Annotated in this window: 15 protein-coding genes; 10 read left to right on the top strand and 5 right to left on the bottom strand. The window is 71.0% G+C overall.

Features of this window, described 5'->3' with window-relative positions; translation table 11 throughout:
* Positions 1 to 142: 142 nt before the first annotated feature.
* On the top strand, positions 143 to 1096 hold the full coding sequence (locus tag ACIPYS_RS23685) for a hypothetical protein (protein WP_400749155.1): 954 nt from the start codon (positions 143 to 145) through the stop codon (positions 1094 to 1096).
* Positions 1097 to 1150: 54 nt separating this feature from the next.
* Here the strand turns inward: ACIPYS_RS23685 and ACIPYS_RS23680 are convergent, their stop codons facing one another.
* Together ACIPYS_RS23680 and ACIPYS_RS23675 are read right to left on the bottom strand one after the other, a co-directional pair.
* Entirely contained in the window at positions 1151 to 2599 is a 1449-nt protein-coding gene (locus ACIPYS_RS23680; RefSeq protein ID WP_400749152.1) for a condensation domain-containing protein, read from the bottom strand.
* A 270-nt stretch (positions 2600 to 2869) separates the two neighbouring features.
* A complete protein-coding gene (locus ACIPYS_RS23675; RefSeq protein ID WP_400749150.1) occupies positions 2870 to 3592 on the bottom strand; it encodes an SDR family oxidoreductase in 723 nt (240 codons plus the stop codon).
* Between the two features lie 97 nt (positions 3593 to 3689).
* Between ACIPYS_RS23675 and ACIPYS_RS23670 the strand changes: the two genes are divergently transcribed.
* Positions 3690 to 4622: an AraC family transcriptional regulator gene (locus tag ACIPYS_RS23670; RefSeq protein WP_093863021.1), complete on the top strand. Its 933-nt coding sequence runs from the start codon at positions 3690 to 3692 to the stop codon at positions 4620 to 4622.
* Between the two features lie 4 nt (positions 4623 to 4626).
* Here ACIPYS_RS23670 and ACIPYS_RS23665 read toward each other — a convergent pair whose 3' ends face one another.
* From ACIPYS_RS23665 to ACIPYS_RS23655, 3 genes are all read right to left on the bottom strand, one after another.
* Complete coding sequence (locus ACIPYS_RS23665; RefSeq protein WP_400749146.1) at positions 4627 to 4821, bottom strand: DUF397 domain-containing protein; 195 nt, start codon at positions 4819 to 4821, stop codon at positions 4627 to 4629.
* Between the two features lie 79 nt (positions 4822 to 4900).
* Positions 4901 to 5107, bottom strand: a complete 207-nt coding sequence (locus tag ACIPYS_RS23660) for a DUF397 domain-containing protein (RefSeq protein ID WP_400749143.1) — start codon at positions 5105 to 5107, stop codon at positions 4901 to 4903.
* On the bottom strand, positions 5104 to 5934 hold the full coding sequence (locus ACIPYS_RS23655) for a helix-turn-helix domain-containing protein (RefSeq protein ID WP_400749140.1): 831 nt from the start codon (positions 5932 to 5934) through the stop codon (positions 5104 to 5106). The genes ACIPYS_RS23660 and ACIPYS_RS23655 overlap by 4 nt, the downstream gene beginning before the upstream one ends.
* Before the next feature lie 126 nt (positions 5935 to 6060).
* Between ACIPYS_RS23655 and ACIPYS_RS23650 the strand changes: the two genes are divergently transcribed.
* From ACIPYS_RS23650 to fxsT (ACIPYS_RS23615), 8 genes are all read left to right on the top strand, one after another.
* The gene (locus tag ACIPYS_RS23650) at positions 6061 to 6315 is read left to right on the top strand and encodes a hypothetical protein (protein ID WP_400749138.1); all 255 of its coding nucleotides are present in this window, start codon (positions 6061 to 6063) and stop codon (positions 6313 to 6315) included.
* Positions 6312 to 6515, top strand: a complete 204-nt coding sequence (locus tag ACIPYS_RS23645) for a hypothetical protein (protein WP_400749136.1) — start codon at positions 6312 to 6314, stop codon at positions 6513 to 6515. Before ACIPYS_RS23650 ends, ACIPYS_RS23645 begins: the two co-directional genes overlap by 4 nt.
* Before the next feature lie 19 nt (positions 6516 to 6534).
* A complete protein-coding gene (locus ACIPYS_RS23640; protein WP_400749133.1) occupies positions 6535 to 7023 on the top strand; it encodes an NUDIX domain-containing protein in 489 nt (162 codons plus the stop codon).
* Positions 7024 to 7094: 71 nt separating this feature from the next.
* Positions 7095 to 8060, top strand: a complete 966-nt coding sequence (locus ACIPYS_RS23635) for a phosphotransferase family protein (RefSeq protein WP_400749131.1) — start codon at positions 7095 to 7097, stop codon at positions 8058 to 8060.
* Positions 8061 to 8314: 254 nt separating this feature from the next.
* Positions 8315 to 8737: a hypothetical protein gene (locus ACIPYS_RS23630; protein WP_400749128.1), complete on the top strand. Its 423-nt coding sequence runs from the start codon at positions 8315 to 8317 to the stop codon at positions 8735 to 8737.
* Positions 8734 to 10959: an FxSxx-COOH system tetratricopeptide repeat protein gene (fxsT, locus tag ACIPYS_RS23625; RefSeq protein ID WP_400749125.1), complete on the top strand. Its 2226-nt coding sequence runs from the start codon at positions 8734 to 8736 to the stop codon at positions 10957 to 10959. The genes ACIPYS_RS23630 and fxsT (ACIPYS_RS23625) overlap by 4 nt, the downstream gene beginning before the upstream one ends.
* 410 nt (positions 10960 to 11369) lie before the next feature.
* On the top strand, positions 11370 to 11792 hold the full coding sequence (locus ACIPYS_RS23620) for a hypothetical protein (protein WP_400749122.1): 423 nt from the start codon (positions 11370 to 11372) through the stop codon (positions 11790 to 11792).
* Positions 11789 to 13570 (top strand): FxSxx-COOH system tetratricopeptide repeat protein (gene fxsT, locus ACIPYS_RS23615; protein ID WP_400749119.1); only part of this gene is annotated, 1782 nt, incomplete at its 3' end. The genes ACIPYS_RS23620 and fxsT (ACIPYS_RS23615), both read left to right, overlap by 4 nt.

Below are 13570 nucleotides of genomic sequence, written 5' to 3'. Positions count from 1 at the left end.
CCCAAACCCCCCGCGGCGTAGGGTTTCTATCAGTTCGCGGCCGCCGTGGCCGGGGGGGGGGGCCCCCCCCCCCGGGGGGGGGGGGCCCCCCCCCCCCGGGCCCCCCCCCCCCACCGCCGTTCCCGCCGGAAGAAGAGTTCACATGCGAAGTGCAGCCCCCGCGCCGGTACGGCGGTCAGTACGGTCGGTCGGCGCGCCGGTGATCGCCGCACTGCTCGCACTGGGCGGGGCCGTCACCGGCTGCGCGTCCTCCGGCCCGGCGCCGGCCCCGGCGGCCGCACCTCCCGTCGACGCGGTCCCGACCCTCGCCACCGCCGACGGCCAGGCCCTGCCCATCGCCAGGTTCCTGATCAGTCCCGACGAGGACCGGCGGATCGAGGCGGCCCGCACGGCCCTGATCGGATCGTGCATGAAGCGCTTCGGCTTCGACTACGCGCCGCCGGCGCTCGGGACCAAGCCGGACCTGATGACCCGCCGGTACTACCTCACCGACGCCGCGAGCGCGGCCGCCCAGGGCTACCACTGGGGCCCGTCGGCGGACCAGCGGCAGCCGTCCGCCGCCCCGCAGCCGCCCGCACCGGAGTTGCAGGCCGTCCTGGGCCACGGCCGGGGCGGCCCGGCCGGGGCGGCCGAGCCGGTCGGGCGCACCCACAACGGCATCGCGATCCCGCCGGGCGGCTGCCTCGGCGAGGCGGACGACACGCTGACCCGGGGCGGCGGGATCCTCCAGGACGACGCCGGGGCACTGGAGATCAACGGCCGGGGGTTCACGGACTCCATGGCCGACGGACGGGTGAAGGCGGCCTTCGCCGCGTGGTCGCGCTGCATGAAGGAGAAGGGGCAGACCTACGCCAGTCCCGTGGACGCGGTGCGCGACGAGCGCTGGTTCTCGTCGCCGACGGCGACCGCTCCCGAGATCGCCGCCGCGACGGCCGACGTCGACTGCAAGCAGCGGAACAACGTCGTCGGCATCTGGTTCGCCGTCGAGACCGCCTACCAGAACCGGGCGGTCCAGGCGGATGCGAAGCGCCTGGAGCAGGCCCGGAAGGCGATCGACGTCACGCTCGCGAACGCGGCGGCCGCGAAGGCCCCGTGACGTCCGGGGACGTCCGGGACGCCCGGGGACGCCGTCACCGCCCGAGCGGCTCGGTCACCGCCCGAGCGGCTCGGTCAGCACCCGGGCGAATCCGTCCAGCAGCGCCCGGTTGACGGCGGCCGCCTGCGGGGTGTCGGCGTGGATGGTGTTGACGAACAGGCCCTCGTCGGTGCGGTGCAGCCAGTGCAGGATCCCGTTGCAGCCGGACACCCACACGTGCATCCGGGCCCGCTGGGCGGCGTGCCGGTCCGCGCCGGGCAGGCGGCGGCAGTCGATGTAGGAGAAGAAGTTCACCGCGTGCGGCCAGTACCGCAGTGACGCGTACTCGGCCGGGGCGAGCAGCTTCCACGCCTTGACGAAGTGCACCGCCGCATGGGCCCGCACCTGCGCGTAGGCCTCCTGGGCGGCGGCGAGCACCTCGCCGAAGCCGGCCCGCGGACCGACCGGGAACTCGACCGGCAGGGTGTTGATGAACCAGCCCATCGACTCCGCGTACTCGCCCCGGCCGCGTTCGTTGAACGGCATCAGTCCGCGGTACACCTCCGGTCCGCCCTGCTCCCGGAGCGCGAGCGCGAGGCCCGCGAGCAGCCCCATCGACAGCCGCCCGTCCAGGGCCCGGCAGACCGCACCGAAATCCTCGGTCTGCCGGCCGGTCAACAGGCGTTCGGTACTGGTCACCGGCGCGTACAGCTTCCCCGGCCGGACACCGAGGTCGAGCGGGAAGCGCGGGAAGAGGCCGCCGTTGCGGTCGCGGAACGCCCGCCAGTGGTCCAGCCGAGCGTCGTCGGCGCGCATCGCCCGGTTGGCCCGGCGCTGGGTGCGGCTGAACTCCAGGTAGCTCCCCGGACCCGGCTGCGGGGCCGTCCCGTCGGTGGTATCGGGGGCGGTGGCGGTCGCGGGCGCGGTGGCGGGCGCGGGCGCGGTGGCGGCGGCGGTAGCGGTGAGGTCCCGGTAGGCGGTGGCGATGTCGTTGATGGCGATCGCGGTGGAGAGGCCGTCGGTGACCAGGTGGTCGCAGGAGAACCAGACGGTGGTGGATCCGGTCCGCACCACCGCGCCCATCGTGATCAGCGGCCAGGAGAGGGTGTCCACCTCCCGGAACGCCTCCTGGAGGTGCGCGGTGACCTGCGCCGGCGTCTCCAACGGGCCGCCGTAGACGTGCTTCAGGGCCACCTCGTCCGGGGTGAGGACCTCGCAGCCGAGGTCCCCGGCCAGCGGCTGGTAGACCGCCCGGAGCACCTCGTGCCGTCGCACCAGCTCGAGCAGCGCGCCCGCCAGGGCGTCCAGGTCCACCGGGCCCGCGAGTTCGAAGCTCGCCGCGACGTAGGAGCGGATCGGGTCGTCGACGCTCTGCGCGTACTGGGCAACGGTGAAATGTTTCGCCTGGTTGTAGCCGGTCATCCGGCGCGGGGCCGGTCCGTCGGCACCGGTCAGGGGGACGAGATGCCACCGGTGGGCCTCACCCGGGCCGATCTCGGAGTCCTCGACTGAGATCTGGAGCATGCCGCTCTCTTCTGCCGCTGTTGTAGTCGGGGTGGTGCCGGGGCGGTCGTCCTGCCCACCGCCCTGCCACCGGGGGACATGGCAGCACAGCTTCCGGGCGATCCGATAACCGCCTCGGCCGATCGGGTGACGTCGTTCCGGGCGCCGGCGCGGGAACCGGAAGTCGGCTCCGTCGACTTCCGGTGCGCGACCGGACGGGCGGCGCGCCCTCAACACGGGGGCCCCGAGCGGGAATCCGGTCGGGGCCCGTCGGTCCGGTCTCGGCCGGGGTCACGCCAGTGCCGCTCCCCCGTCCAGGGTCAGCACCGTGCCGGTCGCGTAGCCGTTGCCCAGGAGGTGGAGGTAGGCCGCCGCCGCCTCCTCGGGGGTGCCGACTCGCTGCACGGGAAGGCCGTTGCCCTGCGCCCGGAGGAAGGCCTCCGGCTCCGGCACGCTGCTGTCCCAGAGCTCGGTGCGGATCGCGCCCAGGCGCACGGCGTTGACCCGCAGCGGGGCGAGTTCCAGGGCCAGGGCCCGGGTCAGCCCCTCGACGGCCGCGGTGATGCTCGCCCCGAGCAGGGCACCGGGGACCGGCCGGGTGGCGAAGGCGCCGGAGGTCAAGGTGATCGAACCACCGGAACGGAGCTGCGGCGTCGCGTACTTGACGGCGAGCAGCGCACCCCAGAAGCGACGCTCGAAGAACGCCCGCGCCTCGCCCGCGGCGAGCTCGGCGAGCGGCTTCAGCACCAGGGGCTCGCCGGCCGTGTAGACGAGGTGGTCGAACTCGCCGATCCGGTCGAAGAAGACGGCGAGCGCGGCGTCGTCGGCGACGTCCAGCACGAAGCCTTCCGCCGAGCCGCCGAGCCTCTCCACCGCCAGCTCGACCCGGTCCTGACGACTGGAGGCGACGACCACGTTCGAGCCCCGGGCCGCCGCGGCCCGGGCGACGGCGAATCCGACGCCGGAGGTACCACCGATGACGACGACACGCTGGGTGTCCGCTGTGTTGTTCATGCCGAGGACGCTACGGCTCGCCCAGCAGGACGGTGAATGACATGAAGTCTTGATTCTCTGTCCGATCGTCTCCGGATCAACGCGCTAGGGTGGGCGGATGGACATCCTCAGCGACACGCTCGCGGCCCTGCGCACCGGGCGCCCGTCCGTTGTCCGCACCGAGGCGCGAGCACCGTGGGGTGTGCGCTTCCAGCCCGTCTCGGGGGCCGGGTTCCACGTCGTCGTCGAGGGGCGCTGCGTGCTGCTGCCGGTCGACGGCGAGCCGATCGCCCTGGGACCGGGGGACGTGGTGTTCCTGCGGCGCGGCACCGGTCACGCCATCTGCGACGCGGTCACCAGTGAGCCGGTGGCCTTCGTGCCCGCCCGGGTCGACACCTCCTCGCCGATCGGGTCGTTCACCGTCGAGGGCGGCGGCACTCGGAGCGTGCTGGTGTGCGGGGCCTACCACCTCGACACCGACCGCCCGCATCCGCTGCTCGGCGACCTGCCGGAGATCGTCCACCTTCCGGCGAGTCCGGGCCGTCATCCGGTGCTGCGTTCGGCGGTCGACCAGCTCTGCGCCGAGATCCACGAACCCCGGCCGGGTTCGGACGCGGTGGTCGCGGCGCTCGTCGACCTGCTGCTGCTCTACATTCTGCGGTCCTGGTACGACGAGGTGTCCGGGGACCGAACGCGGGGGTGGGCGTCCGCGCTCAACGACCCTTTGATCGCCCCGGCGTTGAGGGCGATCCACGACGACCCGGCACATCCGTGGACCGTCGAGTCGCTGGGGAACCGGGCCGGACTGTCGCGCGCCGCGTTCGCCCGTCGGTTCGCCTCGGTGGTCGGCGAGCCTCCGCTGAGTTATCTGACGACGTGGCGGATGGCGATCGCGGCGCGGATGCTGCGCGAGACGGGAGACTCGTTGAACGAGGTGGCCGAGAACGCCGGCTACACCTCGGAGTTCGCGTTCGCGCGGGCGTTCAAACGGCACTTCGGCGCCCCGCCCGGGGCGTACCGGAGGGAGTGGCGGACGGCTTCGGCGCTCTGATGCGTCAGGCGGCGCCGAACTCCCCTGCCTGGACGGCGAGGAGGAACGAGCGCCAGGACTCGGCGGGGAAGGCGAGGGTGGGACCGGAGGGGTCCTTGGAGTCACGGACGGGGACGAGGCCGGGGGCGTCGAGCCCGATCTCGACGCACTCGCCGCCGTTGGTGCTGTGGGAACTCTTCTGCCAGCTCACAGGCTTCATGCTTTCCACGGTAAGCGTTACCGCCCCAAACGCGTGGGTCCCGACCGGAAGTCCGGCCGGGACCCACGATCGATTCAGGTCAGACGGCGCCGAACTCGCCCGCCTGCACACCGGCAAGGAACGCGCTCCAGGCGTCGGCCGGGAAGACCAGGGCCGGACCTTCGGGGTCCTTGGAGTCCCGGACGGGAACCGCGCCCGGGAAGCTCGCGGAAACCTCGACGCACTGACCGCCGTTGTCGGAGTACGACGACTTGAACCAGGACGCACCAGACGTGTTGAGGTTCATGGAATGAGCTCCCTTCGAGCCTTGTGGACCAGTGCCAGGGATGCCGCCTTGGGCAGGGCTTCCACCACCAGCTGATCGTACTCCCTCTCCCACACCGCGACGGTTTCACGCCTTCGTTCAAGGCTTCCGCGAGCGTACGATTCGGCGTACCCGACGACCGTCCCGTCCGACAGGTCCAGCAGGGTCACCGGCATCTTGAACGGCAGGTTCTCTCCCAAGGAGAACGGCGCCACCTGGATGGTGACGTTGGGGCGGGCAGCCAGCTCCACGATGCGATCGAGCTGCCTGCGCATAACGTCCCGGCCGCCGACCGTGCGCACCAGGCAGTCCTCATCGAGCACGAGATGGATCCGCGGCGGCTTCTTCCGCTCGAGCACACGCTGACGAGCCAGCACGAACTCCACTCGCTGATCGGCCTCGGACTGGCTGATCGCCCCACGCGCGACCGCCGCAAATGCCAGCGCCTCGGCGTACTCCTGCGTCTGGAACAGGCCGGTGACGATGGTCAGCGCGAACTCACGCAAGCGCCGGCACTTCGCCTCCTCGTCGGCGAACTCCTCGAAGCCCTCCAGCAGGCCCTCTTTCGCATGCCTGCACCAGAGTTCGTAGAACGTACCTCCGGTTTCGAACACCGTGTCGGCTTTAACAGCGAAGTTTTTTGTTGGAGGACGCTTCGCTCGTTCGATGTACGAGATCAGGGTGTTGGAGTACCCCATGCGCTTCCCCAGTCCGACCTGCGACCAGCCTCGCGCCTCCCGCAGCCTGGAAAGTTCCTGACCGAAGCGCACGGCCGGGGATGACATCTCGTCAATTACGGGCTCATCCATGAACGTCGGCACCTTTCACACGCCCGATTGGTCAACGTTCAGACCCTGGCCATCGTACGCACAGGGGGGGCACCATGGCTACACCCCGTGAGAGATCCGGGACCCTGCGCAATCAATGGAGCCAACATGCCCTCGCACCCCCGCATTCCCGTGTACAAGCCTGCCGTCGGGGAGGTCGTCCGCGACCTCGCGCACCGGGACACCTCCGGCAAGCCCCTCGAGGCCGTCTACATGGACACCCTCGCCGGGCTCGTCTACCTGCGCCACGAGGCCGGCGGCTGCGAGTGGACCACCAAGCCCGCCCACGTCCAGGCCCTCCCCAGCCCCCGCTTCCTCACCGTCCAGCGCCCCAGCCGTCCCCGCGCCTCCGACCTGACGTGAACCGTTCCCTCCGGCTGGTTCTCGCCGCCCTCGGGGTCCCCGCCCTCAGCGCCCTCGCCGCCACCCTCGTCTGCTGGCCGATCCGCGACGGGCCGCTCGGCCCCCAACTCCTCATCTTCGGGCTGATCCTCGCCACCGGGATCAGCGCCGGACTCCCCGCCTGCCTCCACTGGCTCGACCCCGACAAGTCGGACGACTGACCGCCCCAGGAGCCCCACCGTGCTGCACCACCTCCCCACCCTCCACACCACCCCGCCCCGCCGACGCCACCACCACCACGCCCTGATCCTCAACCGGGACGGCGCCCTCCTCGCCATCGGCACCACCCACCAGTCCGGCCTGGTCCTGCCCGGCGGACCCGCCGAAGCGAACGAACTCCCCCACCACGCCGCCCGCCGCCACACCGAGACCCAGACCGGGCTGGTCCTCCCCCTGTCCCGCATCCTCGCCACCGACCACACCGAGGCCCGGCTCCTCCCCGAAGCTCTCCACCTCGTCCACTGGGGCGGCCGCCTCAGCCCCGCGCAGGAATCCACCGCCGCCCGTCACCGCCCGCCCCACACCGTCACGGCCGTCCACTGGCTCCACCGCGCCCAACTCGCCGACGCCATGCACCCCGACCACCACCGCCGCACCACCCACGCCCTCGACGCCCTCACCCGAGGCACCCACCTCCCCCTCCTCCACCACGGCGCCCCCGCCGAATAGACCACGCCCGGCCGTCGGGCGTCGACGGCAATTCGATTGCCGGGCCACGCCTCGATCCCTAGGGTCGACCCATGCCGCAGCCGGATCAGTTGCCTCCAGGGACCGCATGGGCCGAACCGCTGGTGCGGGAGGTGTTCCCCGAGGCCGAGGTGATCGAGCTGCTACCCCGCACGGGGGGCCGGTTGAGCACGGTGTACGAGCTCCGGTGCGCCGATCCCGCCCACTCCGTGATCCTCAAGGTGTACGCACCCGAGTGGGCGTGGAAGCAGGCCAAGGAGGTCCACGTCTACCGGATCCTCGCCGGCCTCGACACCCTCCCGGTCCCGCGCGTGCTCCACCACACTCCGGACGGAGCACCCGACGGCCGGGCCGTCACCATCCTCGGCCTGCTGGACGGCCGCCCCCTGTCGGAGGCGTCGAAGGATCTGGACGCCGAACAAATCCCGCCGTTCTACCGGGAGATGGGCGCCGCCCTCGCCACGATCCACCAGGTCGGACAGGAAGCCTACGGATACCTGACCAACCGCATCCTCGACCCTCGGCCCGACAACGGCACTTACATGCGACACCAGTTCGCGAAGAAGCTCGCGGAGTTCAAGGCCCTGGGCGGCGACGACCGACTCCACGACGCGGTCGCACGGCGGATCGAGCGCGACGGCGCACTGTTCGACAACTGCCGCGCCGCCGTGCTCTGCCACAACGACCTCCACGAGGGCAACGTCCTTGTCACCACCGGCGACGCCACCCGCGTGACCGGCATCATCGACGTCGAGAACGCCATCGCCGCAGACCCCCTGATCGACCTCGCCAAAACCGACTACTACGCCCTCGGCCGCGGCGAACCCGAACGCCGAGCCCTCCTCGCCGGCTACGGCCCCCTCCCCGCCGACGCCCCCGAACGCCTCGACCTCTACCGGCTCTACCACGCCCTGGAGTTGTGGGACTGGTTCCGCTCGATCGGCACCGAAGGCCCCTTGGACGCCATCGCCGCCGACATCACCCGCCTGGCGGGCCACCGCTCCGACACGCCTTCATGACCTGACCCCGGAGGCATCCCGCCTGTCCAGCGGACACGGAGGGGCAGAGCGACGACGGCGCACAGCCTGCCGCCGAAGCTGACCGACCTGCCCAGCTGGCCTGAGCTACCACCTTTCCCGCGGCCGGGCCGGCGCTCCCACGGATGCCCCCACCGAACCCGCGCCCTGGGGGTTTCGAGGAACCCGCCACCCGCCGGGTCCGGTTCTCCTACGCTCCGTCATAAACCGTTCATCGCAATGGCGGAGGTGCCGAAGTGAGTGGCGACATCGTCCAGTTGGTCGAGCAGGCCAGCCCCTACCTGACAGCAGCCGTGAGCGCCTACGGCGGAGCCGTCCTCGCCCGGGCCGAGGACACCGCGGTAGAGGCCACCGCCAACCTCGGCCGGCGCATCCTCCAAGCCGTCTGGCGCCGCCGCACCGAACCCCAACAGACCGCCCTCGAAGCCGCAGTCCAGGACGCCGCCGAAGCCCCCGACGACCCCGACGCGGCAGCCGCCCTGCGCCAGCAGATCAAGCGAGCCCTGCGCGAGGACGCAGAACTGCTCGCCGAACTCGCCGCCCTCCTGCCCGCACCGACCGCCGGCAGCGTCACGATCACCGCCTCCGGCCAACGGTCCATCGCCGCACACACCATCACCACCGCGATCACCGGCGACGGCCACCGCACCGACCAGTGACCGACTCCTCCTACGATGCCTCCGGCAACAGGTCTATCGCCGCACACACCATCGGCCACGCCCACACCGGCGACGTGATCGGACTGCCCGCCGACATCCTCACCGCCGCCCGCGACGTACCCGCACCACCTGGTCTCGCCAACCTGCCACCCCTGCCCCTGTGTCTGGGCCGCCACGACGACCTCACCCACCTCCGCAGCACCCTCACCGAACAGACCGGGACGGCGATCACCCAGGCGTCCACCGTCCACGGCCTCGGCGGCATCGGCAAAACCACCCTCGCCCTCGCCTACGCCCACCAGCAGCGCCACACCTACAGCCTCGTCTGGTGGATCAACGCCGACTCACCCACCCGCCTCGAACAGTCCCTCGGCGACCTGGCCTTGAAGCTCTTCCCCGCCTGGGCCGGCAACGCCAGCCAGGACCAGCGCGCCGCGTGGGCAACCACCTGGCTGCAATGGCACCCCGGCTGGCTCCTGGTCTTCGACAACGTCGAGACCCCGACCGACCTGGCCCCCTACCTCGGCGCCCTCGACGGTGGGCACCACCTCGTCACCAGCCGCCGCTCAACCGGCTGGCCCCGCACCATCCACACCCAGTTCCTCGGAACCCTTCACCCCGATGAAGCCGCCGACCTCATCTGCACGCACGCCATCACCGGCCGCACACCCACCCTGCGTGAGCGCCAGGCGGCCCAGGCCCTGGCCGTCGACCTCGGTTACCTGCCCCTCGCCCTCGAACAGGCCGGTGCTTATCTCGCCCAGAACCCCACCATCGGCATCGACGCCTACCGCCGCCGCCTGACCACCAAACTCGATAAGACAGCGGACGGCTTCAACGCGGAGCGCACCGTCGCCCGCATCTGGACCCAGACCCTCCAGGCCCTCACCGCACGCAGCCCGCTCGCCGTCGACATCCTGCACACGATCGCCTGGCTCGCCCCCGACAACATCCCCGTCAGCCTTCTGGAAGACCCCGGTGTCGACGCCGACGACCTCGCCGAAGCACTCGGCCTCCTCACCGCCTACAGCATGACCACCCTCACCCCGCACACCATCAGCATCCACCGCCTCCTCCAGACCGTCCTCCGCACCACCGCACCCACCGAACCGGAACACCCGCCCGCCGGCCGCCGCGAAGCCGAGGAAATCCTCACCCGGGCCCATACAGCCCTGCCGGAACCTGCGGCTGGCCCCTCCCCAGGATGGGACACCCTCATCCCCCACCTGATCGCCCTCGCCGCAACCACACCCTTCGGCCACCACAACGACCCCACCGCAACGCTCTACGTCACAGTAGCCCAGTACCTCTACCGCCGGGGCCACGTTGCCCGCACCATCCCCCTACGAGAAGCCGCCCTCACCCAGTTCGAGCAGACCCTGGGCGACACCCACCCCGACACCCTCACTAGCCGCAACAACCTCGCCTACGCCTACGAATCCGCCGGGGACCTGGACCGCGCCATCCCCCTCTACGAGACCACCCTCACCCAACGCGAGCAGACCCTCGGCGACACCCACCCCGACACCCTCACTAGCCGCAACAACCTCGCCAGCGCCTACGAATCCGCCGGGGACCTGGACCGCGCCATCCCCCTGTTCGAAACCACCCTCACCCAGCGCGAGCAGACCCTCGGCGACACCCACCCCGACACCCTGACCAGCCGCAACAACCTCGCCTACGCCTACGAATCGGCCGGAGACCTGAACCGCGCCATCCCCCTCTACGAACTCACCCTCACCCAACGCGAACAACACCTCGGCCACACCCACTCCGGCACCCTGAACAGCCGCAACAACCTCGCCAGCGCCTACCAGGCCGCCGGCGACCTCGACCGCGCCATCCCCCTCTACGAACTCACCCTCACCCAACGCGAACAACACCTCGGCCACACCCACCCCGACACCCTGAACAGCCGCAACAACCTCGCCAGCGCCTACCAGGCCGCCGGCGACCTCGACCGCGCCATCCCCCTGTACGAACTCACCCTCACCCAGCGCGAACAGACCCTCGGCGACACCCACCCCGACACCCTGACCAGCCGCAACAACCTCGCCGGCGCCTACCAGGCCGCCGGCAACCTCGACCGCGCCATTCCCCTCTACGAACTCACCCTCACCCAGTGCGAGGAGCACCTCGGGGACACCCACTCCCTAGCCCGGACAGTGCGAGCGAACCTGGCCCATGCGCGGGATGCCAAGCGCCGCCTCAGTAGTGAATGACAGGTATGCCCGCCGGACAGCCACTCCTGATCTGTCCGGTCACTGTCCGGCTGATTTACCCAGGTCAGACCACCTGACCGGACACCCGGACAACCCAGACACCAGCACACCGCAGCACTGTCCGGCCCCACGCCCAGGACGGCACGCCCACCCGAACGGCCACCCAGCAGGCGCTCGATCCGACCAGCCCGACTGCTCCGCACCAACCGGTCAAGGCACGTTGACCCACAGCTCTACAGACCACGCATGACAGCTAGCCTGAGCTGCCGTCTTCGCAAGGATCGGGCCGACGGTCCCACGAATGTCCCACCGGGACCAGGCCCTGGGGTTTCGAGGAACCCGCCACCCGCCCGGCCTATCTCTCCTACGCTCCCTCATAAACCTTTCATTGCAGTGGCGGAGGCATCGAAGTGAGTGGCGAGATCGTCCAGTTGGTCGAGCAGGCCAGCCCCTACCTGACAGCAGCCGTGAGCGCCTACGGCGGGGCTGTCCTCGCCCGGGCCGAGGACACCGCAGTGGAAGCCACCGCCAACCTCGGCCGACGCATCCTCCAGACCGTGTGGCGCCGCCGCACCGAACCCCAACAGGCCGCCCTCGAAGCCGCAGTCCAGGACGCCGCCGAAGCCCCCGACGACCCCGACGCGGCGGCCGCCCTGCGCCAGCAGATCAAGCGGGCCCTGCGCGAGGACGCCGACCTGCTCAAGGAACTCGCCGCCCTCCTGCCCGCGCCGGCCGCTGGGACGGTGACCATCACCGCCTCCGGTAACCGGTCCATCGCGGCACACACCATCGGCACCGCTATCACCGGCGACGGCCACCGCACCGACCAGTGACCACCCCCGAACCAGGCATCGACGCGTCCGGCCCCAGAGCCATCGCCGGGCACAGCATCGGCAACGCCCACACCGGCGACGTGATCAGCCTGCCCGCCGAGATCCTCACTGCGGCCCGCGACGTGCCCGCTCCCCGCGGCCTCGCCAACCTGCCACCCGTGCCCCTGTGCCTCGGACGCGACGACGCTCTCAGGGAGGTCCGTGCCACCCTCACCAGGGACAACGGGACAGCGATCACCCAGACGTCCACCGTCCACGGCCTCGGCGGCATCGGCAAAACCACCCTCGCCCTCGCCTACGCCCACCAGCAGCGCCACACCTACAGCCTCGTCTGGTGGATCAACGCCGACTCACCCACCCGCCTCGAACAGTCCCTGGCGGCACTCGCGACACGACTGGCCCCGACACTGACCAGGATGCTGTCCCAGGACAGCCAGGCCGATTGGGCCATGGCCTGGCTGCAATGGCACCCGGGCTGGCTCCTGGTCTTCGACAACGTCGAGAACCCCACCGACCTCAACCCCTACCTCGGCTCCCTCGACGGCGGCCACCACCTCATCACCAGCCGCCGCTCAACCGGCTGGCCCCGCACCATCCACACCCTGCCCCTCGGCACCCTTCACCCCGACGAGGCCGTCGACCTCATCTGCGCCCACGCCGTCACTGGCCGCACACCCACCCCGCGCGACCGGCAGGCGGCCCACGCCCTGGCCGCCGACCTCGGCCACCTCCCCCTCGCCCTCGAACAGGCCGGCGCCTACCTCGCCCAGAACCCCACCACCGGCATCGACACCTACCGCCGCCGCCTACCCGCAAAGCTCGACAAAGCCGCGGACGGCCTCGACGCGGAGCGCACCATCGCCCGCATCTGGACCCAGACCCTCCAGGACCTCACCGCACGCAACCCCCTCGCCGTCGACACCCTGCACACCATCGCCTGGCTCGCCCCCGACAACATCCCCGTCAACCTTCTGGAAGACCCCGGCACCGACGCCGACGACCTCGCCGAAGCACTCGGCCTCCTCGCCGCCTACAGCATGACCACCCTCACCCCGAACAGCATCAGCATCCACCGCCTCCTCCAGACCGTCCTGCGCACCACCACACCCACCGAACCGGACGGCTCGCCCGCCGGCCGCCGCGAAGCCGAACACGCCCTCACCCAGGCCCTCACCGCCCTGCCCGAACCCACCACCGACCCAGCACCGGAATGGGACACCCTCATCCCCCACCTGATAGCCCTCGCCGCAACCACACCCCCCAACCACCACGACCACCCCACCGCGACGCTGTACGTCACAGCCGCCCAGTACCTCTACCGCCAAGGCCACGAGGCCCGCACCGTCCCCCTGCGAGAAGCCGTCCTCGCCCAGTGCGAGCAGGCCCTCGGCTATACCCACCCCGACACCCTGGCCAGCCGCAACAACCTCGCCAACGCCTACCGGGACGCCGGGGACCTCGACCGGGCCGTTCCCCTGTTCGAGGCAACCCTCACCCAGTACGAGCAGACCCTCGGCCACACCCACCCCGACACCCTCATCATTCGCAACAACGTCGCCAACGCCTACGAATCCGCAGGCAACCTGGACCGCGCCATCCCCCTGTTCGAGACCACCCTCATCCAACGCGAGCAGACCCTCGGCCACACCCACCCCGACACCCTGACCAGCCGCAACGACCTCGCCAACGCCTACGAATCCGCAGGCAACCTGGACCGCGCCATCCCCCTGTTCGAGACCACCCTCATCCAACGCGAGCAGACCCTCGGCCACACCCAC

The organism is Kitasatospora sp. NPDC089913, from assembly GCF_044748625.1.
Classification (GTDB): Bacteria; Actinomycetota; Actinomycetes; order Streptomycetales; family Streptomycetaceae; genus Kitasatospora.
The sequence above is the reverse complement of the archived record's forward strand: the minus strand, read 5'-3'. Positions and strand labels throughout refer to the sequence as shown.

What these genes read in the sequence shown, in the direction of transcription:
- ACIPYS_RS23685 (WP_400749155.1), top strand. Translation starts at nt 143, where the DNA reads ATGCGAAGTGCAGCCCCCGCGCCGGTACGGCGGTCAGTACGGTCGGTC.
- ACIPYS_RS23675 (WP_400749150.1), bottom strand. Translation starts at nt 3,592, where the DNA reads ATGAACAACACAGCGGACACCCAGCGTGTCGTCGTCATCGGTGGTACC.
- ACIPYS_RS23660 (WP_400749143.1), bottom strand. Translation starts at nt 5,107, where the DNA reads ATGAACCTCAACACGTCTGGTGCGTCCTGGTTCAAGTCGTCGTACTCC.
- ACIPYS_RS23650 (WP_400749138.1), top strand. Translation starts at nt 6,061, where the DNA reads ATGCCCTCGCACCCCCGCATTCCCGTGTACAAGCCTGCCGTCGGGGAG.
- ACIPYS_RS23635 (WP_400749131.1), top strand. Translation starts at nt 7,095, where the DNA reads ATGCCGCAGCCGGATCAGTTGCCTCCAGGGACCGCATGGGCCGAACCG.
- ACIPYS_RS23670 (WP_093863021.1), top strand. Translation starts at nt 3,690, where the DNA reads ATGGACATCCTCAGCGACACGCTCGCGGCCCTGCGCACCGGGCGCCCG.
- ACIPYS_RS23665 (WP_400749146.1), bottom strand. Translation starts at nt 4,821, where the DNA reads ATGAAGCCTGTGAGCTGGCAGAAGAGTTCCCACAGCACCAACGGCGGC.
- ACIPYS_RS23680 (WP_400749152.1), bottom strand. Translation starts at nt 2,599, where the DNA reads ATGCTCCAGATCTCAGTCGAGGACTCCGAGATCGGCCCGGGTGAGGCC.
- ACIPYS_RS23655 (WP_400749140.1), bottom strand. Translation starts at nt 5,934, where the DNA reads ATGGATGAGCCCGTAATTGACGAGATGTCATCCCCGGCCGTGCGCTTC.